We start from the raw sequence: 26913 nt of genomic DNA, 5'->3' as shown, positions 1-26913 counted from the left end.
GCTACTGTGTCTAAATTTCTGTTTCCTCTTATTATTTTCGTCCTAGCGGCATTCTTTATCTACCGCACTTGGACCAACCACAAAGTGGCTGACGAAAACTTTGCTAAAGGCCAGGAATTCCTGCTTGAGAACAGCAAGAAAGAAGGTGTAATTACCACAGAAAGTGGCCTGCAATACCTAGTGCTTGAGAAAGGTACTGGTGATGTTCACCCAACCGCGACGAGCAAAGTGAAGGTGCACTACCACGGCACTCTGATCGACGGCACGGTTTTCGATAGCTCTGTAGAGCGCGGCGAACCAATCACATTCGGCCTAAACCAAGTGATTAAAGGCTGGCAAGAAGGTCTGCAATACATGGTTGTGGGTGAGAAAATCCGCCTGTTCGTACCAAGCACACTTGGTTACGGTAAAAACGGTACAGGTCCTATCCCACCAGCAAGTGTACTGATCTTTGATGTGGAACTGTTGGACATCCAATAATCCTCAGCAAGAACAAAAAACGCCGCATTGATTGCGGCGTTTTTTATTGGTCTCAACTTACGTTAATCAGTAGGCAATCAAACTAATGGTCATCTCATCTTCATACTGGCCAGCTGCAGCACCTGGCACCGCCTTATTCTCAAAAGCCATATTGAAGCGAGTTTGGTTCCCTCGATGAGTATTTAAAAACACCGGACTATCCAACCCTAGAGTCTGACCTTGCAAAAGTGTGGTGTAAGGAACTTTATGACTCGGTTTCTTCGTATTGACGAGGTGCCCATGATTCAACGAGTCGAGCTCAAGTTTTACTGAAGCATTGCTCACTACGACAATGTCCAAATCCCTTCGGTTTTGCTTGGTTAAATTTCCCATATCTACCGTCACACTTGCCCCAGAGACAGACACATTGGAACTCGATTTTGCCTCTATGCGCGCTCGTACGAATGGCTTTATCGTGTAGTCAAGTCCTGCATTTCTCACGCCAACTTCGATTTGCTTGCCAAGTAAAGAAAATTCAAAGTCTGCTCGATAATCACCCGGTCGCATGGTTCTTCCATCGGGTACTTGCACCCAAAAATCGACCTGTTTGCTACCACGGTTTGGTAATAAAAAGTCTCCTTGAGGCGTTCGATTCAAGCTTTTTCTTTGCGTGTTAAGGACTGTCGAATTGATCTTACCTTGAGGGCCAGAAACAACCTGCTGCCAACCGTTTGAAGGCTTGATGACGATGCCGCTCATGCAGTTAACTAGTTGGCTATCTAACTCTATTTTACCTTGAAACCACAAGGTATCAGGCTGCGTCACACGAGGTTTATAAGGTGTATCATTGATGCTTACCCTAAACGTCCCCTCACACTTTGCTTCGCTGCCATCATTCGCCAACAACGGTGAAGCAAAAGCAGTAAGAAATAGCACGGTTGCGAATGTTAAGACATCACTGCAATTAACTGTTTTCATCCTATTTTCCTTTTCCTTTACCGGTACAATGCTCTCAATTATTTGTCATTGTTCGGCATCACGGTGATTTCGCCTAAATCGATTAAGCTCGTATCAGACTCAGGAATCGAGATAACGACAGAGCTAGTCTGTAGTCCATAAAGCTCAAGTGTATATATGCCAGGGCGTAGACCTTGAATGAAGAATCGTCCTTGCTTGTTGGTAAAAAACTCAATTTGTTCATCATCAACCAACACACGCCCTTGTCGGTACTCGATAGGTTCACCGCTAAAACGCTTCAAATAACCACTCGCCGTGTATGACGCATCGGAACCTATCGTCAACAAATATCCGGTTGCCGCCGCAGGCATTAGCTCAAGTTTGCCATCTCCCCAGTCATAACCAATGGGAGAATCCATCACGTTATAATCCATCGCATAGCGAGCATAAGGTTGGGAGATCGAGACAAGACCATTAAGGTGCTTCGTCGCCATTGCCGTTGGTCTTCCTTGGGAGTCTACATCTAGGTTCGCAGTCGCTTCACCCAACGTCGGATGCATTTCTGCCACAACAAAAGGACCACTGGTCGCACGTCCCCACCCCCAATCACCGTCAACCATGCCAACTGCAGTCGCTAGACGCAATGAAGCTTGGTATTGCTCGGTATCTTCTTTTCTCACTACATCACGACTCACTTCGGACTCTGCTCTAAAACGATTTGCGGTGTAACTCAATTGAGCTCGTTGTGTATCACGAAATTCGTCCCGCTCAGCTTCGATTCTTACACCATAATCACCAACGTAGTTCAAACCTTCATTACTAAAATACGCTCGGCTTCGTTCACTCTCACTGTTGTAAGAGAGACCTATACGATTTCCATGCTCATCTGAATACCAATTGTATTCAAAGGTAAACAAGAAACGCGTATCCGGTTCGCTATAACGCTCGGATTCTTCGTATTCACTACCAACCCCTACCGTAAAACCACCATGTCTCCAATTTAGCAAGATCGAACCACGTAACTCATCATCAGGAGGGAGTTGAGTCATGCGTCCTGTTAATGTCAGATCAAATTTACTGTTTATCTGCCAAAAGTAATTTGCGAGATATTGTGTATATGAGTTCCCTTCTTGGGATTCTTGCCAAGGTTTGTTTTGAAAATCATCCGATTTTTCAATCGCAAAACGTAGGTTGGGAGATTGGCTTTCCCCACTTCCAAAAATGCTGTTTTCATAATCAAGGGAAGCTATCCACCCGTCTTCTCCCGAACTTGCAGAGCTTAGCGAATAACGGGCAGTCACATTCCCTACACCGCTTTTGAAAGTAGTCAGAGCCCCAAATATCGAACCATCTTGAGCATATAAGCCGTTTGCACCTGCGGTTAACCAGTCAGTGACACCATATTCTAAGTAACCTGTCGCTACCCATTCCTCTTCGTATTCGACTTGACGGTTGTCATAGATGATTGGCTGTCCAACGGAAAACGAGTAATCAATCAGACCTTTTTTCAACAGCTTAGCGTTGTAAAATTGAGTAAAGCGTAATACTTCTTGCTTACCAGAAACATAGTTGACGACAACCGTAATATCGTTAGCACCGTTATCTAAAATCAGATTCTTGAGGTTGTAACGTCCCGGCTCCAATCGCCCACCAGAAATTCGTTCACCGTTGACATAAACTTCCACTTCAGCGGATTCGAGCAAAACAAGCTGTTGGCTACTCTCAGGACTTGTCTCACGATCCGGTTGTAAGTCAGCGTATCGACTCTCAATAGAAAAACCGCCCAAGGACATGCCATAAATATGTCCGGATTCACCGCTGATAACGTCCCCTGTGGAAGCACGCATCGGTAAGTTTGGATCATCATAGAAAGCAATCCACTCACCTCGGGAAAACTTTGTGGTTTCGTTATCCGCTTCAAGATAATTGGCTAAAAGAAAATTCACACCACTGGCACCACCGATATTACCTTGTGACAACCAATCCAGCGACGTGTCCCAAGTCTCAACATCCTCTTGCCAATAATTGTTATAAGCAAAGCTAAAACTGTTTAACCAGCTTATCGAGCCACTTTCAGAGGGAATAAAATCGGGATAGCCAGACGACAAAGTAATGTCTTGTTCGCTGAGAATTTGTGCCGAGAGTCGAACGTCAATAAACAAGGATTCAGTATTAAGTGTAACCTCGATACCTCGCTCAGCAAGCGTTGATATATCAACGAATGTTGACGGTTCTGAACCAAAAAACTGCGACCACCACTCCGGACTCACGCGCGTTCCGAGCAAATCTTGAAGGACATCGATTGACACTCGCTCAAGAGCCATGCCGTTTATTTCAACAGGAAGTTCGCCAAGCTGATTTTGTTCATACACAAGGGGCAAAGAGAGGCTATAAGAGCCTCCCCATACAGCCCCAGAAATAAGGACAGCGATCGATACAACGAATGCGCGCCACATTGTAACCTTCCATGTATGTCAGCGACGATATGAAAACTGGGTGTCGTTAGTTCACAAGAAGTGACTCGACATTCACCTGAACTTTCTGGTTTGGTACGAGATATTGCATCGGTAGAACCGGTTCTAATTGCCCCCACCCCCAACGCTTAGTCTGACCTTGCCAATCAACCGAATAAGTGTGTTTATCTAGCTCAATAACACTTGAACCTGTGTTGCTAATTTTAAGGTTTGGCTTCTTACCTTTCGACACAATGATTTCGCTAGAATATTGGTCTTGCGCATCTTGTGGAGAGACAAACACAAGCGCTCCGATTCGGAACAACATTTGTATGGCATCTTTCTCAACTTCATCTGCTTTGAGTGGCAATTGGCTCACGATCAAACGATAGGATTCTGCTACGCCCTTGGGTGCGCCAATGTATTGCACCTTAATGGTCTGAGATTTCCCCGGCTGAATAAGTACTTGCGGTGGAAAGATCATCAAGTCATCGGTTTCAAGAAGCGACTCTTCGTTGTTGAATTCAACTAATCGCTTAACGCCAGTCACCTCAATAGGCAAAGGTGCAAGAGAGGTATTAGTTACCTTGAAAAATACCGTTGTCTCTTTCCCTGAATCGGAAAGAAATTGCACCATTGGGAAAAGCTCAAAAGCCACCACTTGTGCTGGCATGTAAATCAAGATGAGAAATAATATTCGAAGTGTTTTCATACAACATAATGGCTGAGGGATGGACGTTTCCCCCCTCAGCGCATTCCTTCCTACATGTGGAATAGAGTCACATACATCGCGCCACTGTATTCACCCCAACGCGCACCAGCCTGAGGTTTAGAGGTAATTGAAAGTTTGTGCTCATCAGTCATCGTTTTATCTAAGTTGTTGCTAATTTCAACAACTTGATGGATACGAGCAACAGTAGTGTCAATCCCTTTGTCTTTTAGCTTAGTTTCACCATTGAAGCTGTACTCCATTGGAATTTCATCTTCATTGCTGTTGGTAAAACCAAATGGGTCAACTTGGACGATGCCTTTCGTACCGTATGAGTTGCACCACGTCTTAAAGCCAAACTCTTTTGTATCAGATGACTTAGTTAAGTCGAAATTGATGACATCCAAGTTGCCGTAAGTCATCATTTCACAACGCTTAGGCACTTCACCTTTGAATTTAACGTAAAAGTCTGCGCGACCTTCGTCAGACCCAACGACCCATGGATTCGCAACTGCACCAGCCGATACAAGCAACGCCATTGCTGCAAAACCTGCTAAACGTTTCATGATTGTTCTCCTTTACATTTTTTCCTGCGGTATAGACCAAAAGTTGAATTAAGTAGACGAGTTAAATGTACGCCTTATTAACTTTTTTCCTATCGGTCATCTGGCCAAAAGAACCACATAAAAGGATGAGTAAAGGACAACTAAATAATTAATTTGAACTAGATCAAAAATCACTCAACCATTAAAGATCCTAACTGAGAACGGCTTTGCTTTCCTGTTTTAGATAATATATGGGAGACATGTGTTTTTACCGTGCTTAAACTTACACTTAATTGATGTGCTATTTCTTTATTTGAATAACCTTGAACTAAATACATAAATACTTTCTGTTCTTTAGTAGAAAGTTCGTATTTAGCACCTAGAACTTCCGCAGATGAAGAACTATGAACTTGTCCCCTCACAATATTCTTCAATGAAGAAGACATGGCTTCTCGGCTAAACCATAACTGACCAGAAGCCACCATTCGGACGGATTTGTGAAGCAGTTCTAACGTAAAGTCATTCTCTAGCAACCCACCCCAACCAAGGGATATAAGCCCTTGAACTCCCTCTAAGTCTTGCTTAGTAGCATTAGCAAGCAACCAAGCTCCGCCACGTGAGAGTGGTGAGATTAAGTGTAATGACGGATTACCTAAAGTAAGGCGATCATAAATTACAATATCAGTATTGTTTAAATTCCATATATTATTGACGGTCTTATCAGTATGAAAGGTGTAGTTCTTAAAAGAGTGAGACAAACCAGCAATAACTAACCCTGACCAATCTGAGTCGGAAGAAATTACATAAACATTTTGAGAGCGTGTCATGATCCTTTCCTGTAAAAATAATTTAGTAAAAGGAATAAACAACTATAGCGAGTGTAGATTATTAATACTTTATAATTAGATTGATAATTTGATTAATTTCACAATAAACATTCACATTCTCATTGTGAGAATTATATAAATTCACGGGAGTTATACAAAAAAGACCACGATGATATCGCGGTCTTTTAAATGATAATTAACTTATTAAGTTAAGCCTTTGGATAAAAGACTAACTTATCCCCTTCCACCATTACACAATCCATACCTGCAGCGTGAGCGGCTTTCTTGCCTAACTCGGTATCTTCAAACACCACACAATCTTGTGCGCTCAAACCAAGTTGTTCTGCAGCCATAAGAAACGTGTCTGGGAATGGTTTATGGTTTTCAACGTCAGTAGCCGTAACCACCGCATTCAGCTTTTTCAGGATGCCGGCTTTTGCTAATAGACGCAGTGCGCTGTCGCGCTGGCTACCTGTGCCCACGGCAATCTTCTTGTTGCCAAGATGCTCATCCAAAACGGTATTAGTGCACGAGATGATTTCTCCGTGTTGTTCCATCTCTGCGAACGTGTCCATTTTGAAGCGAGATACGGTTTTAGGGTCGAGAGACAAACCATGTTGACGGTTCACTTCGCCAACAATTTTGAAGCTTGGCATGCCACCTAAACTGTGCAACCAATCTTGGTTGAAAGGGAAATCGAAACGATCTGCCGTCGCTTGCCACGCTGCTAGATGCGCTGGCATAGTGTCGATTAAGGTGCCGTCCATATCGAAAATCAACCCTTTATAGGGGCTTAAATCTATCGTATTCATGTCAATTCTTCTATTTGTACATCTCTGATGGTAATTTATCAGCCATTACAACATTCCTTATCGGCATTTAGTAAACATGCTCAAAATTTCGAACTCCGTCACAATTCAAGATTGGGAAATCCAATTATCTCCCATCAGGGCTCAAGGAAGTGGTGGGCAAAACGTTAATAAGGTATCGTCCGCGATACATTTGCGCTTTGACGTACGTCATTCCACGCTGCCGGAATTCTATAAAGAGCGATTACTTGCCCTTTCTGACAGCCGAATATCCAAAGATGGCGTAATCATCATCAAAGCACAACAGTTTCGGACGCAAGAGCAGAACAAAGAAGACGCACTAAACCGATTACAAGCGTTAATACAATCTGCAAGCCGACAAGAAAAGAAGCGTATTAAAACCAAACCAACTCGCGCTTCGCAACGTCGTAGACTTGATAGCAAAAACAAGCAAGCGACAAAAAAACAGCAACGCAAAAGAGTGCTGTAATAACAAACGTCAGAGCTAGCCATTGGGAACCTTTTTGAGTTCCTTACTTTAGTCAACTATTCAGGACAAACTTTATGACTATTAGGCACAAGCTCTACTCCTTAGGAGTGATCGCCATTCTGGGTATTATGACCCTGCTGGGTACCTCGTCACACTTCGCTAACCAAAGCCAAGAGCTCGGTCATGCTGTTAAGCTCGTTGGTGATTTAGAGATCCGTCTCCTTAACTTACGCCGTAATGAAAAAGACTTCTTGCTGCGTAGTAACACTAAGTACCTTGGTAAGTTCGATGGTAACGTCGATAAGTTCTTGGTGATTGAACAAGAATTGTCTGGCATCCTAAACCGTTATGACCTCCCTTCTAGCCACCGATTCAAACAAGACTTATTGGCCTATCAAAAAGGTTTCCAGACTTTAGTTTCTGCTTACGGACGCTACGGGCTAGATGCAGAAAGCGGCTTATGGGCGACTTTTGAGCGAGAGCTTTATGCTGCAGAGCAAAATGCTGATCATCAACAAGTCATGGCTCTGACTAAATTCTCAGAGCTTGTTAAAGCTGGTGAAATGGACGAAAGCCTTCTACAAGGCCTATACGTACCTGCTTTGATTGAAAGTGCGCGTCAGCTTGCTGCGCAAAAGCAAACTATCGGCGTGGCTTACAATAAGGGTTTATTGGGTGATACTCGTGCTTTATCACACGCGGTAGAACAACAGTTTAAAACCTTTTCATCTGCCCTGAGCGACGCAGCACAAGCTCGAGATAGCCAAAACAACGTGGTGAAACAAGTCATCACAGCGGTTGTGTTGGTCATCATCTTTGCCTTGATCTTCCAAATCTCACGTTCGATCAATACTCGCGTTAGCAGCTTGCTCACCACTATTAAAAACATTAGTGAAAGCAACAACATGGGCCTGCGCTCTGAACTTGCGGGGAAAGATGAACTGGCAGACATCAGCCATCACTTAAACGATCTGTTGGACAAACTTGAGCACTTGATTCACGGCACGCAAGAGAAGTCAGCACAGCTATCAGCAAGCACCGATAATATGCATCGTGAACTTGAGGGCGTGATGGAGCAATTCCACGCTCAAGCCGATCATACTTCATCAATGGCAACTGCAGTTCAGCAAATGGTCGCCACTATTGGTGAAATCTCGGAAAGTACCTCTGTAGCAGTAGAAGGCGTTCACCAAGCTGCAAACAATGCGGAACAAGGTCGTAGCGTTGTTGAAACCACAGTAACGAATGTCGGTCAATTAACCGGTATTCTTTCGAATAGTCAGCAGTCAATCGGATCGCTTAACGAGCACGTTGCAAAGATTGGCGGTGCAGTGAACATCATCCAAGACATTGCAGAACAAACCAACCTACTCGCACTAAACGCAGCCATTGAAGCAGCGCGTGCGGGCGAGCAAGGTCGTGGCTTTGCCGTCGTAGCGGATGAAGTACGCGCACTAGCCAGCCGTACTCATCAATCGACAGAAGAAATCACTCGCGTGGTATCAGACATTCAATCGCAAATGTCGATGGTGGTATCAGATATCGACCAATGTAACGATCAGGGCCAGCAAACTCTTCACGCTTCAGAGAAGCTCGATTCTAGCTTGCAACAAATCATCGCAGACATGCACGCAATTCAGGGCAACTCCGAGCGCATTGCATCAGCCATTGAAGAGCAAGGCATCGTGATGAACCAGGTGAGCGATTCGATTACTGAGTTGAATGTGATTTCAGAGAACAACATGCAATCAGCACAAGAATGCTTACATGAGGTGAACTCTGTTTCAGCTCAAGCCCATGAAATGGATGATGCTGTTGCTGAATTCAAAACACGCAGCGTGTAATCTACCTTCCCTCGTAATCATTATTGCCAGATAAACAAAAAGCCCGAAGCACTCTCATGCTTCGGGCTTTTTCTATCTGAGGAAACTCAGTGCTTATTCGTCATCAAGAGGAACAAGCTTAGTGCTACCACCGTGGATCTTCTCACGCTTTCTCTGTACTAGAGCGTAGAAGCCTGGGATCAGGAAGGTACCCGCTAGAAGTACACACAACAGACCACCGATTAGGGAAATACCCAACGAGTTCTGACTCACGTGACCCGCACCGGCTGCGAAGATCAGAGGGAAGATACCCAAGATGAACGACCAAGAAGTCATGTTCACCGCACGGAAACGAAGCTTACCACCTTGTACTGCGGCACTGTCGATATCCACATCTTTTTCTTCACGCTCTTGCTTGGCGAATTCCACAATTAGGATTGCGTTTTTCGCCGCAAGCGCTATGAGCAGGACGAGACCTATCTGAGCATACAAGTTAAGCGGCGTTCCGGTTAAGTTCAATGCAAGGAAGGAACCTAACGTTGCCACTGGCACCACTAGGATGATCGCTAGAGGAATACTCCAACTCTCATACTGCGCCACCATAAACAAGTAGATAAAGATCAATGCCAATGCGAACGCGTAAATCGCTTGGTTACCTGCTAATACTTCTTGGTAAGCCATGCCCGTCCATTCGTACGTGTAACCTTGCGGTAGTACTTCAGCCGCCACACGTTCCATTGCTGCAATTGCGTCACCACTTGAATAACCCGGCGCTGGTTGACCTTGTATGATCGCACTGCGGTACATGTTGTAACGCCATGCAACATCGGGTTCAAACACTTGCTCATAGCTCACTAGTGTACTTAGTGGCACCATGTCGCCGCTTGAAGAGCGCACGTGGAAACGCTCTAGATCTTCCATGCTGCTGCGGTGTTCACTGTCCGCTTGCATGGTGACGCGGAAGTTCTTACCAAACATGGTGAAGTCGTTCACGTACAGTGAGCCAAGGTTTCCTTGTAGCGTTTGGAAGATCGACGACAGCGGAATACCCAACTGCTGCGCTTTCTCACGATCAATGTCGACATAGTAGTGCGGTACGTTTGCACGGAAAGTACTAAAGGTATACGCGATTTCTGGCGCTTGGTTGGCCGCCTGAATCATTTCACCCATTACCATCGACAAATCCGTACGGCTACGACCTAGCGTGTCTTCCAGTACAAATTCAAAGCCAGAAGCTGCACCCATACCAGGTACTGCTGGAGGCCCCATCGCGAATACCACTGCTTGAGGAAGTTCCATCGCAGCACGACCGTTGATGCGGTTTGCAATTGCGTTAGCAGCGTGTTCACCGTCAAGCGAGTTTCGCGTGTCCCAATCATGCAATTTGATGAACAGAGACGCACCGTTTGATGCTGCTGCACCCGTCATGAATGAGTAACCATTCGCAACGGTTACGCCATCTACACCCGGCTCTTGTTCAACCATCTTCATCAGTTCATTGGTTACTTCCTCGGTACGAGAAAGCGACGCCGAATCCGGAAGCTGAACGTTCACCAACAAGATGCCTTTGTCTTCTTGAGGAACAAACGCCGTTGAGGTTATTTTCGCGAAGAACGTTACAGCCGCAACCGCCACGAAGAAGAAGGCAATCAGCAACATAGACTTCTTGACCAAGAAGCCAGCGATCTGACCGTAGCGCGCTGTTACACGCTCTAGACCACGGTTGAACGCTTGGAACCAGTTTGCTGTGTTGCCGCCACCCTGCTTCAGTACCAACGAACATAACGCTGGAGACAGCGTTAGTGCGTTAATAGACGAGATCACTACCGAGATACAGATCGTCAATGCGAACTGACGATACATGATGCCAGTAATACCCGGAAGCATTGCTACTGGTAGGAATACCGCCAATAGAACCAAGGTCGAAGTAATGATTGGGCCCGTTACTTCTTTCATCGCCAGCAACGTTGCTTTACGCGGTGAAATAGTTGGGTCTTTCGCCATGGTGGTATCCACGTTTTCGATAACCAGAATCGCGTCATCTACCACGATACCGATGGCTAGGATCAAACCGAATAGGGTTACCGTGTTGATGGTAAAGCCCGTCGCCTGCATGATGGCGAATGTACCGATAAGGGATACCGGAATCGCAACAACCGGAATCAAGGTTGCACGCGCACTACCAAGGAACAGGTAGGTTACCGCGATTACCAGCAAAATAGCTTCAATCAGCGTTTTCACTACACCCTTGATTGACTCAGCTACGAACACGGTTGTGTCATAACTGGTTTCGTAAGCCATGCCTTCAGGGAAGTTAGTGCTTAAGCGCTCAAGCAAGTCCATGACCGCTTGCCCACTTTCCAATGCGTTTGCGTCTGATTGCAGTGACAACGCGACGATAGAGGCATCTTGACCACGGAACTTACCGTTACCATCGTAGAACTTCTTACCAAGCTCAACACGAGCTACGTCTTTTAGGTAGACCGTAGAGCCATCTGGGTTTGCGCGAAGTACTACATCCTCAAACTCGCTCACGCTCTCAAGACGACCTTTAGTCACCAAGTTGAACTGAACTTCTTGAGGGTTGTTGTACGGCGCAGCACCGATACGACCTGCCGCTACCTGTACGTTCTGTTCTGCCAATGCCGAGTAAACGTCGGTTGTCGTGAGGTTCAGGTTAGCCATCTTTTCTGGGTCTAACCAAACACGCATCGCGTATTCACCACCACCGATAACGTTAACTTCACTGATGCCTTTAACACGCGCCAGCTGGTCTTTTACGTTCAGGTTGATGTAGTTGATAAGGAACTTATCGTCGTACTTACCGTCTGGTGAGTAGAAGTTCAGAACCATCAACAAGTCAGGAGAACGCTTTTTCACCGTTACGCCTACCATGCGCACTTCTTGAGGCAGTTTTGACTCAATCTGTGATACACGGTTTTGCACGTTAACCTGCGCCATGTCTGGGTCAGTGCCTACATCGAAGGTAACGTTTAGGCTGTAAGAACCATCGTTCGCACTCTTAGACGACATGTAAATCATGTCTTCTACACCGTTTACGGAGGTTTCTATCGGGTCGGCTATTGCCTGTTCCACAACCTCTGCACTTGCCCCCGTGTAGAATGCGGTCACGCTCACTGATGGCGGACTGATTTTTGGATATTCAGCAACTGGCAAGATCGCTAAAGAGATGGCACCAGCCAACGTCAATATGATAGAAATAACCAGTGCGAATTTTGGTCTTTGAATAAAGAAACGACTTAACATTGCGCCTCCTACTGCTTATCTTCAGCAGGAGATTGAATGCGCACTTCTACACCGTTACGTACACGTTGCAGACCCTGTGTAATCACAGTGTCGTCCTGTTCCAGACCTTCATTGATGATGATGCCCTGCTCTACTTGAGGACCAAGCTTCACGTTGCGACGCTCTGCAACATTGCCTTCAGCCATCACCATTGCGAAGTCGCCCTCTAGGTCAGTTTGCACTGCTCGACGAGGGATCACGATAACGTCTTTCGCGTTCTTGTCTCGTAGATTCACTTTAATGTGCTGACCAGGAAGCAGTTGTTGTTCTGGGTTTGGTACCAAAGCACGCATCGCAATCGTACCTGTTTGGGTATTGATACGGTTGCCCAAGAAGTCTAACTGACCTAGGTGCTCAAAGTACTCACCGTTTTCCAGTTCAAGTTGAACTTCTACACCACTCGACTCATCACTGCCGTCACCCTTGATGCGATCCATACCAAGCGTTAAACGCTCACGTTCACTAACGCTGAATGAAGTATGCACTGGGTCTAAGCTAACAAGCGTTGTCAGAATGCCAGAAGAAGGAGAAAGCAGGTCACCCGTACTTACTTTACTGTCGCTGATGCGGCCGCTAAATGGCGCACGAATTTGCGTGTAAGAAAGGTTTACTTCTGCAAGCTTAAGCTGAGCGTTTGCTGCTTCAAGCTCTGCTCGCGCGCCAAGTAACGTCGCCGTCAACGCATCGAACTCTGATTGGGAAATACTGCCACGTGGCAACAAGTTTTTACCACGTTGGTGGTCGAGTTCTGCTTTTTTAAGCGCCGCTTTTGCTTGAGCTAGCGCCGCTTTTGCACTCGCCACTTGCGCTTCAAAAGATGAAGGCTCAATGGAGTAAAGCAGTTGTCCTTTCTCGACCATTTGACCTTCATCAAAATGGCGAGCTTCAAGATAGCCAGAGACTTGTGCCGTGATATTTGTATCTTCTACTGCTTCAATGCGGCCGATGTAAGATTTGCTCGGCTGGTAGTCGATAATTGTGACATTTTGAGTCACAACAAGAGGAGCTTGGCCCCTCTTCTGGGCATTGTTTGCTTCTCCGCATCCTGCGAGGATAGCTGTTGCCGCCATTAATGCGACGAGTGGTTTCTTTTGCATGTATATACCGTCTTTATAGAACAGGATTCGTTTGACAATACCCTAACCTTACAGGGTGCTTTGTCCGAAAACTTTAAAGGAAACCGGGGGAAGTGTATCAAAGTGTAAGCCAATGAAACGACTCGCAAACATCGTAATTAGCAGGCTATATTTGTTGCGATCCTGTGCTCGAATCGCAATGAAAGTCGTGTAAATGTTGTGGGTTAGAGAACGGAGGTTATTTGTACAATGATAGGCCGATAACCTAGTAAAACGAAAACTTCGTCAGCGCAGCGTATGATTTGACTATTTTTTTAAACAAAATGCGTTATCATGCAAGTAATTCAAAGCTTTCGACCGAGAGGATTACTATGATTTCTAAATGGGAGAAACGTTTTTACCAAATGGCTGAGCTTGTGGCGTCTTGGAGTAAAGATCCATCAACACAAGTTGGCGCGGTAATCACTAAAAACAACCGCATTGTCTCTGTTGGCTTTAACGGCTACCCACACGGTGTTTCCGACAGTGTGGATACAGATGAACGTGAACTGAAGTATCTGAAAACGTTGCACGCTGAAGAGAACGCGATTTTGTTCTCTAAACGCGATTTAGACGGTTGTGATATTTGGGTTACCCACTTCCCTTGCCCGAACTGCGCAGCGAAAATCATTCAAACAGGTATTGCACGCGTAAGTTGCCCTGAACAATCTGAAGATTTCTTATCTCGCTGGGGCGACAAGATTCAAGTGAGCCAAGACATGTTCGACCAAGCAGGTGTGGAAGTGAACTGGCTACCAATCAGCGAAATCGAAGAGAAAAGCGTTCGCTAAGTTATCACTGAGCTTTTGTTTGAGCACTCAGGCAACCCTAGTTTGAAACCCTAGCTCGAACAAATAAATGAAAAAGCCCAGACACGAGTCTGGGCTTTTGTTTATCTAAATGGTGAGGTTAACCAGCTGTATGATTAACCGTGTTTCTTCGCCGTTAGTTCTGCAATCTTGACGATCACTTGTACCGACTTCTCCATCATCTCCACTGAAATAAACTCATGGATACCGTGGAAGTTGTAACCCCCCGTGAAGATGTTTGGACAAGGCAAGCCCATGAACGACAAACGCGCACCGTCTGTACCACCGCGAATTGGCTTAATCAGAGGTTCAACATCGCACGCTTCCATCGCTTGCTTCGCTAAGTCGATAATGTGAGGGTATGGCTCAACCATTTCACGCATGTTGTAATAGCTGTCAGTGAGCTTCAACTCAACCGAACCATGTTTTAAGCCTGCGTTCATGTCATCAACAAGCTTCTGCATAAAGGCTTTGCGGTTTTCCAGACCCTCACGGTCGAAGTCACGGATGATGTAACCTAGCTCACTGCGAGCGACACCAAGTTCACCAGATTTTAGGTGGAAGAAGCCTTCATAGCCTTCTGTGGTTTCTGGCGTTTGATCTTCTGGCATCTGCACTTGGAATTTAGCCGCCAAGTTCATTGCATTAACCAATTTACCTTTTGCTGTGCCCGGGTGAACGCTCACGCCATGGAAGATAACGTCTGCACTGGTTGCGTTGAAGTTTTCGTATTCCAACTCACCTTGCGGGCCACCATCAATAGTGTAAGCCCACTCAGCACCAAATTTCTCAACATCAAACAAGTCAGCACCGCGACCAATTTCTTCGTCGGGAGTAAAACCAATACAGATGTCACCATGTGGGATTTCTGGGGTTTCAATCAACATCGCTACCGCAGAAAGAATCTCTGCAATGCCTGCTTTGTTGTCAGCACCAAGAAGTGTTGTGCCATCTGTGGTAATCAGGTTGTGGCCATGAAGCTCGTGCAAATCTGGATACTGCACTGGAGAAAGCACTTCATCACCTAGACCAAGTGCGATATCGCCACCTTGATAGTCTTCAATAAACTGTGGTTTTACGTTCTTACCTGAAGCATCAGGAGCTGTGTCCATGTGTGCGATAAAACCAATCGCTGGCACATCATAATCAACGTTAGATGGCAGCTTAGCCATTAGATAGCCATTGTCACTCAAGGTCACGTTGCTTAAACCAAGTTCAATCATTTCTTTTTTAAGCTGCTGAGCAAATACAAGTTGCCCGCCGCTGCTTGGGCAAGCTGATTCGTGGGGATTAGATTGAGTATCGAACGTGACGTAGCGAAGAAATCTTTCAACTAAATGCTTCATAATTATTCTCATTGTTTTGAGCGAAGGATGCCACGCACAGGGATGTAAGGTGTGCGAGGATCCTATCCAACATGGTTCGACAAGCCATGTTACGCTCATGCCACAATAAGAATTTGCTTTGAATCAGTTTTTCATCAGAAAGTGCTGACACGCCACATCAGCACTCACATTAAGGGATTGTTTTATCGAGAATTAATTCAATAAGTCTTCAGCAAGTTCACGCCATTCACGGATTTTTCCGTGGAAATGTCGCCACTGTTTATCACTCATTGTTTGAGAAATATCTACGGTGAATTGATCCGTTAGAGCGATATTATGATCAATATTCTTGGTCAGTTGATCACTATAATAACTTTCCGGCTCAAACAGGAGCTGCATGAATACCTGCTGGTAAACCACGCTATTGTTTTTATTTTCGAAAAGATACTCTAATTCCTGAATTATAGAGGAACGATAATCACGCCATAATGGGCTATTAATTATCACATCTTGAGAAAGCTGTTTGGCACGTGCTTTTTGCTTGTTAGATAATTTACCTAACCATTCTTCCATCCACTCCTCTGTATTCTCTAAGACAATTTCTCGCAGCTCTTGTTCCGTTTTCCCTGCATATTTTTCATCTCGTTCTTTGTAACGCTCTTTTACGCTATCGACGAACTCCGATTCTTGCTTACTGTCTAACTGCATACTCAGCGAGAACAGGTCTGGCGCGGCTTTCGAGACAAGACGTTGGTAATGGTCTCGCATTTGATCTCGGTTGGCTTGCAATGACTCTAGTGTCACGTTGTCTTTATTCAGTGACTCTAATTGTTTTAAGTGATCGATATATAAGGGTAATTCCTCTTCTTTATGCCAATCCGCCAATAATAAGATACGTTCTTCCAACAGAGCTTCTTGCTCACCATCTAATGAGACGTAGTCATCCAAATATTCAATCACGACCCAATCAATATTGCTGTATAAGAACTTTTTCGCGCAGCCAGCGAGTACCAGAATAGATATCAAAATACATCCGTATCGAACCGCGTTATTAGATAAACTTTTTAATTTCATCACCGATCCATATTCCCTTTTCCATTGATTAAGTTCTATACTCAATCTTAATCACTTATTATTGCGGCAAACTTTCGTCAGTACGGCAAAGTGACATTGCCACTCATGTAGTATATAGAGTTTGAAATTAACTTTTTTATCACAACTATTCGCAAAAAAGTGAGTTAGTGCGCAATTATCGACCAAAACTTGAACGAAACGGCGTTCCTTATATGGTATATAATTTGCATCAATAACATCAGGATAGTTTATGGAGGCGTAGCATGGCTGCTGCTGAGCAACTTGATACGAGTGTAGAGTACGAGATTCGTTACTTTGAACAGGGGAAAATGCACAGTATGAGAGTCGTCGCGGAAGATAAAAACGCGGCACATCATTACTACTTGGAGTGCGGCAAGCATAACAGTGATTTGTATTCGATTCGCCCAGACAAATAAAAAAAACCGCCGATGATAGGCGGTTTTTTTGTGCTTAAGATGTGCTTAGCTTTGGGCGGTTATTTAATTTCGCCAAAACGCTCTAGGTAAAGCACAGTCGCGGCGGTACGAGAAGGCACTTTGAGCTTTTTCAACAAGCTCTTCATGTGCACTTTCACCGTTGACTCAGAGATAAACAAACGATCTGCAATTTGCTTATTACGGAAGCCACGTGCGACCTCTTGCAAGATCTGCGTTTCTCGGTCAGTAAGCGTGTCAAACACGTCTTCTTGCCCTTCACGTTCGTTCAGGTACTTAGCCACGGCTTGGCTGTATGCCTTGTCACCCTCGTGTGCTTGTTTTAGCAATTCAACCAACTCATCTGGCTCGGTATCTTTCAACAAGTAACCATCTGCACCACTTCGCACGATCGCTTCGATGTCCGCAGGGCTATCTGATACCGTAAGGATAACGATACGCGCTTCACAACCGTCTGCGCGCAGCGCTTTCAGCGTATCCAGGCCCGACATGCCCTTCATGTTCAGATCAAGAAGTACCAAATCCAGTTCTAGTTCGTGAGCTTTAGCAACCGCATCTGCGCCGCTGCTCGCCTCTGCAACCACTTCAAACTCTGGCTCGAAACTGAGAAGCTGATGAATACCACGTCTCATGAGTGGGTGATCATCCACCAGCATTACTTTACACACTGTCAATGTTTACTTCCTTACTATGTTGGAATTCTAGTCTTACGATACAGCCATTATTCTTTGCTGCCTCAATTCTAAGGTCGGCGTGCAGCCTTGCCGCACGCTCTTGCATGATGCTCATACCGTAATGATTTAATTTTTCATCTTGTTGCTCAAAGCCTATACCATCATCGGTGACCGTCACTGTGACTGTCCCTTCAGAATCAAGACATTGAATATCAATATTTTTAGCTTGAGCGTGCTTGATCGCATTAATTGTCGCTTCTCTGATCAACTGTAGTAGATGTACCTGTTGGTGCGCATCTAATTCTGTTGAAGAGAGCTTGTTATTGAGAGAGATTTCAGCCGCCGTTTGATCGTCTAGCGTCGAAACCATCTCTTGAAGTGCCTGACCAAAACTGCCCTCTTTTATCGTGAGACGGAATGTGGTCAGCAGTTCACGTAACTGGGTGTAGGCCGCTGAAAGCCCGGTGTCTAATTCGGCAATCACTTGATTAGTTTGCGCGATCGCTTTCTCATCAGGGATGTTCTTCACACTGCGTTTTAACAGCGACACTTGAATCTTCAGATAAGACAAAGCTTGAGCCAATGAATCATGAAGCTCACGAGCAATGGTGGCACGCTCTTCCATCAGCAATAATTGCTCGGCTTGTCGTTGCGCTCGGTTGTAATATACCGCACGAGATAAGATTTGAACAAAGTTATCAATAAGGGACTCATTTGGGCAAGGTAGCCCTACTTTCCAATGCAAGAAGCCAAGATGCTCGCCATCTAAAGTAAGCGGCTTACTGTGACATTCACTGTCACATTCATGACGACACTCCTCCCCCTCAGTAAGTATCCAGTTTGGTTCCCCTATTTGGTCTATTTCGAGCTTAACAGCACGAATTCCTTCCAAACTTGCAATATGTTGTAAAATCGCTTGGAAATTTTCTTGATGGATGCGAGAAGCAGTCAACTCTTTCGACGAATCATACAATACTCTAAGCGATTGGTTTGCGTGTTGCAGCTTACGTGTTTTCTCGTCCACCGCTTGCTCCAAACCTCGATAGAGCTTACCAAGATCGTTCGCCATCCTATTGAAAGTTCTGGTCAAAATGCCCATTTCGTTATCACTTGAAACATTGAGCGAAACGTTAAACGAGCGATTCTGAATTTGCTCACTAGCAAACACCAGCGCACGAAGCGGCCTGACGACTTCTAGCCGAACAAAGTGCACAACGAACATACTCACACACAGTATGCCGCCAAGCCCTAACCCACCAATCCAAGCTAAGTTGATCAGTTTTTGCTCTGAATAGTTCTGTAGCTTAAATACGAAGGCATCAATTTGTTGAACAAAACCAGCGACTAAGATCAGATATTGGTCTCTGTCTTGGCTCTTAAGTACCGATTTCAGTTCATGCCAACGAAGAATCAGTCGGTAGTAGTCTTTTGTAATATCTTCTGGCACTGACCAATGTTGAAGCGCCAGCATTGAATGTGAGTAAATTGACTGCTCAAATAAGTCAATATGTGAAGAATAGTCAACAGATTCACTTTGAATATCATGAGCTAAACGATAGCTCTGCATTCGCATGGAGCCCGCTACGTTTACCGCTTCTGCATCATTAAGGCTCGACGCAAGAGTGAAAATAGCAAAGCCAGTTGTCGCCACTGAAAGAAGCAAAATCAACATCATGGCAGATGCGATTGTGCGTGTTACTGACTTTTTCACATTTTTAAACAACTCTGAACTCCGCTCGTTTGATAACCATGTTTGCCTTTATACAACACGCATTATCTTTCAACTTTATCAATATGTGATCACCTGCGTCGGAATTTATTGATCTAAAACAATATAGCATCCCAATTACCTCCTAAGAGGTATTTATACATATATGTCAAAAACTACAATTTCATGTACTTAAATGACAGTTTATTAATGAAATTGTGAACTATGCTTATTTGGGGTTTCAATTTCCGAGGTGACTAAGTGGTAGATCTTTCGAGAAGAAGACTTTTTGCACGTAAAACGCAACCGGACAATTCGGTACGTCTTCCTTGGTTAGCTAAGCCAACTCAATTCACAGACGATTGCACTCGTTGCGGTAAATGCATCGAGGCGTGCGAAACTAAAATTATATCAAAAAGCGACGGTGGGTTTCCCGCTGTCGATTTTTCTATTGATGAATGCACCTTTTGTTACCAATGCGCCGAGGCTTGTCCAGAGCCACTGTTTTTAGCGGAAGCGGAACAGCCTTGGCAGGCGAAAGCGAGCATCAATGATAGCTGTTTAGCAAAACAAAATGTCGAATGCCGAAGCTGTGGGGACATGTGCGACCCGATGGCAATTCAGTTCAAGTTAGAGCTTGGCAAAGTAGCACAACCAAATTTAGACCTTGATGAGTGTAACGGCTGCGGCGCCTGTGTCTCAGTGTGTCCGACGTCATCCATCAATGTGAGCAATATAACAGCCTAGCCGTCAGTGGTCGGCACGAAAGGCGATAAAACGAGAGAGATGTATGTCACTAAACGAAGTGCACATTTCGAGTCTGGTAGTCCATGTTCTGCCTGAACATCTGGCTGAAGTGAAAACCCAGATTGAAGCGTACGAAAACGCAGAGATCTACGGTGACAGTCCTGAAGGCAAAATCGTGGTGGTGTTAGAAACTGAGAACCAAGGTTTCATCACCGACACTATCGATGCGATTAATAATTTACCGAATGTCTTGAGCACAGTACTGGTTTATCACCAAATCGAAACTGGGCTTGAAGAAACGGAAGAAAAAGACACTGGAACACAACATTCCCAAATCGAGGGTGAAGTATGAAAATGACAAGACGTGCGTTTGTGAAAGCAAACGCGGCTGCATCAGCTGCTGCTGTCGCAGGTATTACACTACCAGCTTCTGCAACCAACCTGATTGCAAGCTCTGATCAAACCAAAATCACATGGGACAAAGCGCCTTGTCGTTTCTGTGGTACAGGCTGTTCTGTTCTTGTTGGTACACAAAACGGCAAAGTGGTAGCAACTCAGGGTGACCCTGAAGCACCAGTAAACAAAGGCCTTAACTGTATCAAAGGTTACTTCCTTTCTAAGATCATGTACGGTCAAGACCGCCTAACTCAGCCTCTTCTACGTATGAAAGACGGCAAATACAGCAAAGACGGCGACTTCGCTCCTGTATCTTGGGATACCGCTTTCGACATCATGGCTGAAAAATGGAAAGCCTCTCTAGAGAAGAAAGGTCCAACAAGCATCGGTATGTTCGGTTCTGGTCAATGGACAGTAATGGAAGGTTATGCCGCTGCCAAAATGATGAAAGCAGGCTTCCGTTCAAACAACATCGACCCGAACGCGCGTCACTGTATGGCGTCTGCGGTAGTAGGCTTCATGCGTGCATTTGGTATCGATGAACCAATGGGCTGTTACGATGACTTCGAGAACGCAGATGCCTTCGTTCTTTGGGGTTCAAACATGGCAGAAATGCACCCAGTTCTTTGGACTCGTATTACTGACCGTCGTCTAAGTCACCCTCACGTTAAAGTGAACGTGCTTTCTACTTACTACCACCGTTCATTTGAGTTGGCAGACCACGGCTACATTTTCAATCCTCAGTCTGACCTTGCGATTGCTAACTTCATCGCAAACTACATCATCGAAAACGATGCAGTAAACTGGGACTTCGTGAACAAGCACACCAACTTCACTCAAGCAGACACGGACATCGGCTACGGTCTACGTGATGATGATCCGCTACAAAAAGCGGCGAAGAACCCGAACTCTGGCAAGCTAACTTCTATCTCCTTCGAAGAGTACAAGAAGTCAGTAGCTCCATACACGGTAGAGAAAGCGTCTGAAATCTCTGGTGTAGAGAAAGAAAAACTAATCGAGCTTGCGAAGCAATACGCGGATCCAAACACGAAAGTAATGTCTCTATGGACGATGGGTATGAACCAACATACTCGTGGTGTATGGATGAACAACTTGGTTTACAACATCCACCTACTAACCGGTAAGATTGCGACTCCGGGTAACAGCCCATTCTCACTAACAGGTCAGCCATCAGCGTGTGGTACGGCTCGTGAGGTTGGTACGTTTGCTCACCGTCTACCAGCAGACATGGTGGTTGCTAACCCTAAACACCGTAAGATTGCAGAAGACATCTGGAAACTACCTGAAGGCACTATTCCACCAAAACCTGGCTTCCACGCAGTACTTCAAGACCGTATGTTGCATGACGGCGTTCTGAACTGTTACTGGGTTCAATGTAACAACAACATGCAAGCAGGCCCGAACATCAACACTGAACGTCTTCCTGGTTATCGTAACCCAGAAAACTTCATCGTTGTATCTGACCCATACCCAACAGCAACCGCGCAGGCGGCTGACCTCGTTCTTCCGACCGCAATGTGGATTGAGAAAGAAGGTGCTTACGGTAACGCAGAGCGTCGTACTCAAGCTTGGTATCAACAAGTAGAAACCATCGGTGATGCAAAATCTGACCTATGGCAGGTAATGGAATTCTCGAAACGCTTCAAGATGGAAGAAGTGTGGCCAGAAGAGCTACTTGCAAAAGCACCTGAGTACCGCGGTAAGACTATGTACGACATGCTGTTCAAGAACGGCCAAGTCGACAAGTTCCCTATCGAAGAAGCGCGTGAGATGAACGATGACGCTCACCACTTCGGTTACTACGTACAGAAAGGTCTGTTCGAAGAGTACGCGACGTTTGGTCGTGGTCACGGTCACGACTTAGCACCATACGATGTTTACCACACAGTACGTGGTCTACGTTGGCCGGTTGTTGATGGCAAAGAAACACAATGGCGCTTTAAAGAAGGCTCTGACCCGTACGCGAAAGCTGGTTCAGGTTGGGACTTCTACGGCAATGCTGATGGTAAAGCGAAGATCATCTCTGCACCATACGAAGCGCCACCAGAAGTGCCAAACGAAGAGTTCGACCTATGGCTATGTACAGGTCGTGTTCTTGAGCACTGGCACACAGGTACTATGACTCGTCGTGTACCAGAGCTTTACAAAGCGGTTCCTGACGCGGTGGTTTACATGCACCCTGCGGATGCGAAGAAACGTAACGTTCGTCGCGGTGAAGAAGTTCTAATTGCAAACAAACGTGGTGAAGTACGCGTTCGCGTTGAAACTCGCGGCCGTAACCGTCCACCTGAAGGCTTGGTATTCGTACCGTTCTTTGATGCCCGTATTTTGATTAACAAGTTGATCCTTGATGCGACTGACCCACTGTCAAAACAGACAGACTTTAAGAAGTGTCCAGTCAAAATTACCAAAGTCGCTTAACCGTCAAATAACGAATGCAAGGGCCGTCTACTCGGCGGCCTAAAAAGAATTTAAGCCATAAGGCGGAGATGAAATGATGAAAAAATACCTTATCGCACTTTTATCTGTAGGTGCTTTGTCGACAGGCGTTGCACAAGCGGAACTGGACAATCCAGGTGGCACAGGCGGTCTAGACTCGCTACGTGGTACTGCACAACTTGAAGACACGCGTCCTGCAGATGATTTCAAAGACTTTCCAAAAGACCAAATCGTTGCAGACAGCTTTGTATATCAGCCGCCACTGATCCCACATAGCATCCGTAACTATGAAGTGTCTTTGAACGCAAACAAATGTCTAGCATGTCACAGCTGGAAAAATGCTAAAGACGCAGGCGCTACCAAAATCAGTGTAACGCACTACGTTAACCGTGAAGACGCGGTACTGGCAGATATGTCGCCACGTCGTTACTTCTGTTTGCAATGTCACGTTCCACAAACAAGTGCTACTCCACTAGTGGAAAACGAGTTTAAGGCAGTCGATTCGCTTCAGTAATTGAAACGCGAGTACTAAGAGGTTACTTATGAAAATACTTAAAGCGTTTTGGAAGAGACTGTCGAGCCCAAGCAAAGCTGCCGCTGGTGTAGTTTTGTTCTTAGGCTTCGCTGGTGGTCTTCTGTTTTGGGGCGCATTCAACACGGGTATGGAAGCGACCAACACAGAAGAGTTCTGTTCTGGCTGTCACGCTCCTATCGTCGCTGAAATTCAAGAAACAATTCACTACTCGAACCGCTCTGGTGTTCGTGCAATCTGTTCAGACTGTCACGTACCACATGAATGGACCGATAAAATCGTTCGTAAAGTTCAAGCATCTAAAGAGCTGTTTGCACACTTCGTAACGAAGACCATCGATACGCCAGAGAAGTTCCAAGCACGTCGTGAGCACCTTGCCGAACGCGAATGGGCACGAATGAAGAAAAACGACTCACTTGAGTGTCGTAACTGTCACGAGTTCGACTTCATGGATTACTCTCAACAGGGTAAACGTGCAGCTGAACAACACTCAACCGCTCTGGCTTCAGGCGAGAAAACGTGTGTAGACTGTCACAAAGGTATCGCACACAAACTGCCTGACATGCACGGCGTTGAAGGCTGGCAATAAGGAGAAACAAAGACAATGAGTAATCTTGAATCCTTTATCTGGCATTTCCTTGGGTACAGTGCAATGCCAGTCATTATTCTTTCCGGCTTTGTCGGAGTAGCAGCAGTCTCTCTATGGCTACTCTCACTAGGTAAGGATAAAGAGGTTTAATCTGCCTCGAATCAGTCGACATTTTTGCCTATTTTGTTGACGGAAAACGCCAAGCATTTGCTTGGCGTTTTTTCTTTGTGGTTCTGAAAATTCAATTGCGCTGAAAACGATCTAAGAAGTTCTATTTTCAATCTCCCACCGACTCAAACTCTCATTACCACAACTCAAGCTTCCGTGCTTCACTCCTTCACTCCTTCACTCCTTCACTAAGCCTCTTCAGCTTCCTTAAGGTACGCCAGAAACAAAAAAGGCGACCCGTGTTAGGCCGCCAAATGAGACTGCTGTGAGGAGCAGCTTAGGACTCTTTGATTGGCAATACTTGTCTTACGTACTGACCCGGAGCGTCTTCAATCACTGGGTTTTGCTCTGAACCCACAGGGAACGGCTCGACTTGCTCTTCTGGGTTGAATTGCAACAGCCATTGATGCCAATGCGTCCACCAAGAACCTTCCTGATGGTTGGCATTGTTAAACCACTCATCAGCAGAGTCATCAAGGTTGTCGTTTAACCAGTAGCCATACTTGTTTTTAGCAGGATGGTTAACGATGCCCGCGATGTGACCAGACTCACCCAACACAAAGGTCTTGTTGCCGCCAGTGTTTAGTGCGCCGCGATATGTACCCTGCCACAACGCGATATGGTCTTCTTTGGTCGATACAAAGTAGCTCGGGATCTTAATCTTATTCAGATCGATCCAGACGCCACCGATCTTCACGCCCTTGTCTTGAACAAGCTTGTTCTCTAGATAGAGTTCACGCAATAAGAAGTTGTGGGAAGCTGCACTCACATTGGTGCTGTCGCTATTCCAGTACAGAAGGTCGAAGTCTACAGGGCTGTTGCCTTTGAGGTAGTTATCAACGTAGTAGTTCCAATATAAGCTGTTCTCACGCAGCAAACTGAACGTCACGCTAAGAGAGCGACCATCCATGTAACCTTTCGCATTGTTTTGCGTCTCAATTGCACTGACGATGGTATCGTTGATGTACGCCCCTACTTCGCCCGGCTGAGAGAAGTCCAGTAGCGTGGTAAAGAAGGTTGCCGACTTAATACGCTTCTTCATACGCTTCGCCGCATAATAAGCGACCGTACTCGCCAGAACCGTACCACCAATACAATAACCCGCCGCGTTGATCTGCTCTTGGCCAGTAATATCTTCAATCGCCGTGACCGCTTTCGCCACGCCTTCCGTTACGTAATCGCCAAACTCAACGTGAGCCTGCTCTTTACCCGGATTGCGCCAAGACATCATAAATACGCTGTGGCCTTGCTCTAGCAACCAGCGAACCATTGAGTTCTTCGCCGTCAGATCAAGGATGTAGTATTTGTTGATAAACGGCGGGACGATCAACAGTGGTGTTGCATTCACTTTTTCTGTCAAAGGACGATATTGAATCAACTCAAACAGTTCGTTTTGGAAAACCACGTCACCCGGCGTTGTCGCAACATCATCCCCCACGCGGAAGGCATTATTGTTGGTCATGCGTACTTTGAGAATATCGGCACTCGACTCAACATCTTCTTTTAGCTTTTCCAGCCCCGTCAGCAGGTTTTCACCATTTTGCTCAAGAGTGAGTTTAAGCAGCTCTGGGTTAGTCGCAATGAAGTTAGATGGAGAGAGTGCATTGATAGCTTGGCGAGAAAAGAAAGTAATACGTTCTTTCGTCTTCTCATCAAGACCTTCGATAGAATCGAGCGTGTCGAGGTATGTCTTGCTGAACAACAAGTAGGATTGTTTGATGAAGCTGTACATGGCTTCTTGTTGCCAAGCATCGTTTGAGAAACGCTTATCACCCTTCTCTGCTTCGATAATTTGTGTTTGGTTACCCGCCAGTGCCACATTCTGCCATATTTGAAGCTGTTGCTCCCACCATTCGGCTTGCAGCTTTAGAATCGCTGCTGGCTGGTTTGCCGCTTGTTCGAATAGTTTGGCAGTATCTTCGAAGTTCACTTCTTGCATGGCCTTATTCAAAGGAGAATTCACGACTGCCTTGTTCACTTCGAAATCATGCCACCACTGATGATTGGTTTCCTGAAGCTTTACAAGATAGTCCGAAAAGAAGTGTTGAAACATAGTCTTACTCCTGTATTCGGAAAAAACAACGCCGCCCAAGATCTCGGGCGGCGATAAGCGGACGTATTACGCAGGAGTAACAGTCTTTAGGTTTTCCGAAGTCATTTGCTCAACGTCTTCTTTGAATTCTTTCGCGATAGATTGCAGCTTGTTGCTGTCGTCCATCATTTGCTGAGAAAGCTTAGTAAGCACTGCTAGCTGTTGGCTGTTGAAAGCGGTTAGAGAAGTCACGTCTTTGATTTCAGACGCTGCTTTCATTTGGTTTAGGCCAACTTCACTGTAAGTGCGGATTGCGTTCAGTTGAAGCTCTGTAAGAACTTCAACGTTCTTTGTCACTAGCTTGTTGAACTTCAAGTATGGTTCTAGATTCTTTTCAGTTTGATCGCTAAAAGTTTTGAAGAAATCAGTGTACATGGTTTATCTCCTAGAG

General features: G+C 45.5%; 25 protein-coding genes. 11 read left to right on the top strand and 14 right to left on the bottom strand.

The features are described 5' to 3' along the window. Nucleotides 1–6: 6 nt before the first annotated feature. Nucleotides 7–480, top strand: a complete 474-nt coding sequence (locus tag QTO06_RS13560; protein WP_020194145.1) for an FKBP-type peptidyl-prolyl cis-trans isomerase — start codon at nt 7–9, stop codon at nt 478–480. A 66-nt stretch (nt 481–546) separates the two neighbouring features. Here the strand turns inward: QTO06_RS13560 and QTO06_RS13555 are convergent, their stop codons facing one another. The 6 genes from QTO06_RS13555 to QTO06_RS13530 all read right to left on the bottom strand — a co-directional run bounded on the left by QTO06_RS13555 (nt 547) and on the right by QTO06_RS13530 (nt 6762). After that, entirely contained in the window at nt 547–1437 is an 891-nt protein-coding gene (locus QTO06_RS13555; RefSeq protein WP_331408481.1) for a hypothetical protein, read from the bottom strand. A 38-nt stretch (nt 1438–1475) separates the two neighbouring features. Continuing rightward, nucleotides 1476–3872 carry a fimbria/pilus outer membrane usher protein gene (locus QTO06_RS13550; RefSeq protein ID WP_331408480.1) on the bottom strand — a complete coding sequence of 799 codons (2397 nt, stop codon included), beginning with the start codon at nt 3870–3872 and terminating at the stop codon, nt 1476–1478. A 46-nt stretch (nt 3873–3918) separates the two neighbouring features. Next, nucleotides 3919–4581 carry a fimbrial biogenesis chaperone gene (locus tag QTO06_RS13545; protein ID WP_331408478.1) on the bottom strand — a complete coding sequence of 221 codons (663 nt, stop codon included), beginning with the start codon at nt 4579–4581 and terminating at the stop codon, nt 3919–3921. A 50-nt stretch (nt 4582–4631) separates the two neighbouring features. Then, nucleotides 4632–5144, bottom strand: a complete 513-nt coding sequence (locus tag QTO06_RS13540) for a hypothetical protein (protein WP_005453662.1) — start codon at nt 5142–5144, stop codon at nt 4632–4634. 170 nt (nt 5145–5314) lie between these two features. Beyond that, nucleotides 5315–5950, bottom strand: coding sequence for a helix-turn-helix transcriptional regulator (locus tag QTO06_RS13535; protein WP_331408476.1), 636 nt, complete (start codon nt 5948–5950; stop codon nt 5315–5317). A gap of 209 nt (nt 5951–6159) precedes the next feature. Then, the gene (locus QTO06_RS13530) at nt 6160–6762 is read right to left on the bottom strand and encodes a beta-phosphoglucomutase family hydrolase (RefSeq protein WP_331408475.1); all 603 of its coding nucleotides are present in this window, start codon (nt 6760–6762) and stop codon (nt 6160–6162) included. Between the two features lie 76 nt (nt 6763–6838). Here QTO06_RS13530 and arfB point away from each other — a divergent pair, with 76 nt between their 5' ends. After that, entirely contained in the window at nt 6839–7249 is a 411-nt protein-coding gene (gene arfB, locus QTO06_RS13525; RefSeq protein ID WP_331408473.1) for an alternative ribosome rescue aminoacyl-tRNA hydrolase ArfB, read from the top strand. A gap of 74 nt (nt 7250–7323) precedes the next feature. After that, nucleotides 7324–9093 (top strand): methyl-accepting chemotaxis protein, encoded by a 1770-nt coding sequence (locus tag QTO06_RS13520; RefSeq protein ID WP_331408471.1) that lies wholly within the window; start codon nt 7324–7326, stop codon nt 9091–9093. A 93-nt stretch (nt 9094–9186) separates the two neighbouring features. Here QTO06_RS13520 and vmeZ read toward each other — a convergent pair whose 3' ends face one another. Both vmeZ and vmeY read right to left on the bottom strand, forming a co-directional pair. Next, nucleotides 9187–12339, bottom strand: coding sequence for a multidrug efflux RND transporter permease subunit VmeZ (gene vmeZ, locus QTO06_RS13515; RefSeq protein WP_331408470.1), 3153 nt, complete (start codon nt 12337–12339; stop codon nt 9187–9189). A gap of 8 nt (nt 12340–12347) precedes the next feature. Further along, complete coding sequence (vmeY, locus tag QTO06_RS13510) at nt 12348–13475, bottom strand: multidrug efflux RND transporter periplasmic adaptor subunit VmeY (RefSeq protein ID WP_331408468.1); 1128 nt, start codon at nt 13473–13475, stop codon at nt 12348–12350. 350 nt (nt 13476–13825) lie between these two features. Here vmeY and QTO06_RS13505 point away from each other — a divergent pair, with 350 nt between their 5' ends. Next, the gene (locus tag QTO06_RS13505) at nt 13826–14284 is read left to right on the top strand and encodes a dCMP deaminase family protein (protein ID WP_005435882.1); all 459 of its coding nucleotides are present in this window, start codon (nt 13826–13828) and stop codon (nt 14282–14284) included. A gap of 134 nt (nt 14285–14418) precedes the next feature. On the opposite strand, the gene pepT is transcribed toward QTO06_RS13505, so the two are convergent. Both pepT and QTO06_RS13495 read right to left on the bottom strand, forming a co-directional pair. After that, nucleotides 14419–15648, bottom strand: a complete 1230-nt coding sequence (pepT, locus tag QTO06_RS13500) for a peptidase T (RefSeq protein WP_331408466.1) — start codon at nt 15646–15648, stop codon at nt 14419–14421. Nucleotides 15649–15840: 192 nt separating this feature from the next. Continuing rightward, the gene (locus QTO06_RS13495; RefSeq protein ID WP_331408465.1) at nt 15841–16701 is read right to left on the bottom strand and encodes a DUF6279 family lipoprotein; all 861 of its coding nucleotides are present in this window, start codon (nt 16699–16701) and stop codon (nt 15841–15843) included. A gap of 263 nt (nt 16702–16964) precedes the next feature. Between QTO06_RS13495 and QTO06_RS13490 the strand changes: the two genes are divergently transcribed. Continuing rightward, entirely contained in the window at nt 16965–17138 is a 174-nt protein-coding gene (locus QTO06_RS13490; RefSeq protein ID WP_009704747.1) for a hypothetical protein, read from the top strand. A 59-nt stretch (nt 17139–17197) separates the two neighbouring features. On the opposite strand, the gene QTO06_RS13485 is transcribed toward QTO06_RS13490, so the two are convergent. Then, entirely contained in the window at nt 17198–17830 is a 633-nt protein-coding gene (locus QTO06_RS13485) for a response regulator (protein WP_009704748.1), read from the bottom strand. Further along, nucleotides 17817–19553 (bottom strand): nitrate/nitrite two-component system sensor histidine kinase NarQ, encoded by a 1737-nt coding sequence (gene narQ, locus QTO06_RS13480; RefSeq protein WP_331408464.1) that lies wholly within the window; start codon nt 19551–19553, stop codon nt 17817–17819. Before narQ ends, QTO06_RS13485 begins: the two co-directional genes overlap by 14 nt. A gap of 246 nt (nt 19554–19799) precedes the next feature. Here narQ and napF point away from each other — a divergent pair, with 246 nt between their 5' ends. The 6 genes from napF (at nt 19800) to QTO06_RS13450 (ending at nt 24412) form a co-directional block, all read left to right on the top strand. Further along, nucleotides 19800–20285, top strand: coding sequence for a ferredoxin-type protein NapF (gene napF / locus QTO06_RS13475; protein ID WP_077201881.1), 486 nt, complete (start codon nt 19800–19802; stop codon nt 20283–20285). 43 nt (nt 20286–20328) lie between these two features. Then, nucleotides 20329–20637, top strand: coding sequence for a chaperone NapD (locus tag QTO06_RS13470; protein ID WP_005433349.1), 309 nt, complete (start codon nt 20329–20331; stop codon nt 20635–20637). Beyond that, a complete protein-coding gene (gene napA, locus QTO06_RS13465; protein WP_331408463.1) occupies nt 20634–23123 on the top strand; it encodes a periplasmic nitrate reductase subunit alpha in 2490 nt (829 codons plus the stop codon). The genes QTO06_RS13470 and napA overlap by 4 nt, the downstream gene beginning before the upstream one ends. Nucleotides 23124–23199: 76 nt before the next feature. Further along, nucleotides 23200–23655: a nitrate reductase cytochrome c-type subunit gene (locus QTO06_RS13460; protein WP_331408521.1), complete on the top strand. Its 456-nt coding sequence runs from the start codon at nt 23200–23202 to the stop codon at nt 23653–23655. A 28-nt stretch (nt 23656–23683) separates the two neighbouring features. After that, entirely contained in the window at nt 23684–24262 is a 579-nt protein-coding gene (locus QTO06_RS13455) for a NapC/NirT family cytochrome c (RefSeq protein WP_331408462.1), read from the top strand. A 15-nt stretch (nt 24263–24277) separates the two neighbouring features. Continuing rightward, entirely contained in the window at nt 24278–24412 is a 135-nt protein-coding gene (locus QTO06_RS13450; RefSeq protein WP_009704753.1) for a TIGR02808 family protein, read from the top strand. A 295-nt stretch (nt 24413–24707) separates the two neighbouring features. Here the strand turns inward: QTO06_RS13450 and phaC are convergent, their stop codons facing one another. Next, the gene (gene phaC / locus QTO06_RS13445) at nt 24708–26483 is read right to left on the bottom strand and encodes a class I poly(R)-hydroxyalkanoic acid synthase (RefSeq protein ID WP_331408460.1); all 1776 of its coding nucleotides are present in this window, start codon (nt 26481–26483) and stop codon (nt 24708–24710) included. Nucleotides 26484–26549: 66 nt separating this feature from the next. Then, entirely contained in the window at nt 26550–26897 is a 348-nt protein-coding gene (locus QTO06_RS13440) for a phasin family protein (protein ID WP_005435289.1), read from the bottom strand. Nucleotides 26898–26913: the final 16 nt, after the last annotated feature.

Source organism: Vibrio sp. M260121 (genome assembly GCF_036533715.1).
Taxonomy (GTDB): Bacteria; Pseudomonadota; Gammaproteobacteria; order Enterobacterales; family Vibrionaceae; genus Vibrio.
The sequence above is the reverse complement of the archived record's forward strand: the minus strand, read 5'-3'. Positions and strand labels throughout refer to the sequence as shown.

What these genes read in the sequence shown, in the direction of transcription:
- QTO06_RS13470 (WP_005433349.1), top strand. Translation starts at nt 20,329, where the DNA reads ATGTCACTAAACGAAGTGCACATTTCGAGTCTGGTAGTCCATGTTCTG.
- QTO06_RS13545 (WP_331408478.1), bottom strand. Translation starts at nt 4,581, where the DNA reads ATGAAAACACTTCGAATATTATTTCTCATCTTGATTTACATGCCAGCA.
- QTO06_RS13535 (WP_331408476.1), bottom strand. Translation starts at nt 5,950, where the DNA reads ATGACACGCTCTCAAAATGTTTATGTAATTTCTTCCGACTCAGATTGG.
- phaC (WP_331408460.1), bottom strand. Translation starts at nt 26,483, where the DNA reads ATGTTTCAACACTTCTTTTCGGACTATCTTGTAAAGCTTCAGGAAACC.
- QTO06_RS13540 (WP_005453662.1), bottom strand. Translation starts at nt 5,144, where the DNA reads ATGAAACGTTTAGCAGGTTTTGCAGCAATGGCGTTGCTTGTATCGGCT.
- QTO06_RS13450 (WP_009704753.1), top strand. Translation starts at nt 24,278, where the DNA reads ATGAGTAATCTTGAATCCTTTATCTGGCATTTCCTTGGGTACAGTGCA.
- QTO06_RS13455 (WP_331408462.1), top strand. Translation starts at nt 23,684, where the DNA reads ATGAAAATACTTAAAGCGTTTTGGAAGAGACTGTCGAGCCCAAGCAAA.
- QTO06_RS13505 (WP_005435882.1), top strand. Translation starts at nt 13,826, where the DNA reads ATGATTTCTAAATGGGAGAAACGTTTTTACCAAATGGCTGAGCTTGTG.
- vmeZ (WP_331408470.1), bottom strand. Translation starts at nt 12,339, where the DNA reads ATGTTAAGTCGTTTCTTTATTCAAAGACCAAAATTCGCACTGGTTATT.
- QTO06_RS13460 (WP_331408521.1), top strand. Translation starts at nt 23,200, where the DNA reads ATGAAAAAATACCTTATCGCACTTTTATCTGTAGGTGCTTTGTCGACA.
- pepT (WP_331408466.1), bottom strand. Translation starts at nt 15,648, where the DNA reads ATGAAGCATTTAGTTGAAAGATTTCTTCGCTACGTCACGTTCGATACT.
- QTO06_RS13495 (WP_331408465.1), bottom strand. Translation starts at nt 16,701, where the DNA reads ATGAAATTAAAAAGTTTATCTAATAACGCGGTTCGATACGGATGTATT.
- QTO06_RS13520 (WP_331408471.1), top strand. Translation starts at nt 7,324, where the DNA reads ATGACTATTAGGCACAAGCTCTACTCCTTAGGAGTGATCGCCATTCTG.
- vmeY (WP_331408468.1), bottom strand. Translation starts at nt 13,475, where the DNA reads ATGCAAAAGAAACCACTCGTCGCATTAATGGCGGCAACAGCTATCCTC.
- arfB (WP_331408473.1), top strand. Translation starts at nt 6,839, where the DNA reads ATGCTCAAAATTTCGAACTCCGTCACAATTCAAGATTGGGAAATCCAA.
- QTO06_RS13550 (WP_331408480.1), bottom strand. Translation starts at nt 3,872, where the DNA reads ATGTGGCGCGCATTCGTTGTATCGATCGCTGTCCTTATTTCTGGGGCT.
- napA (WP_331408463.1), top strand. Translation starts at nt 20,634, where the DNA reads ATGAAAATGACAAGACGTGCGTTTGTGAAAGCAAACGCGGCTGCATCA.
- QTO06_RS13440 (WP_005435289.1), bottom strand. Translation starts at nt 26,897, where the DNA reads ATGTACACTGATTTCTTCAAAACTTTTAGCGATCAAACTGAAAAGAAT.
- QTO06_RS13490 (WP_009704747.1), top strand. Translation starts at nt 16,965, where the DNA reads ATGGCTGCTGCTGAGCAACTTGATACGAGTGTAGAGTACGAGATTCGT.
- QTO06_RS13555 (WP_331408481.1), bottom strand. Translation starts at nt 1,437, where the DNA reads ATGAAAACAGTTAATTGCAGTGATGTCTTAACATTCGCAACCGTGCTA.
- QTO06_RS13530 (WP_331408475.1), bottom strand. Translation starts at nt 6,762, where the DNA reads ATGAATACGATAGATTTAAGCCCCTATAAAGGGTTGATTTTCGATATG.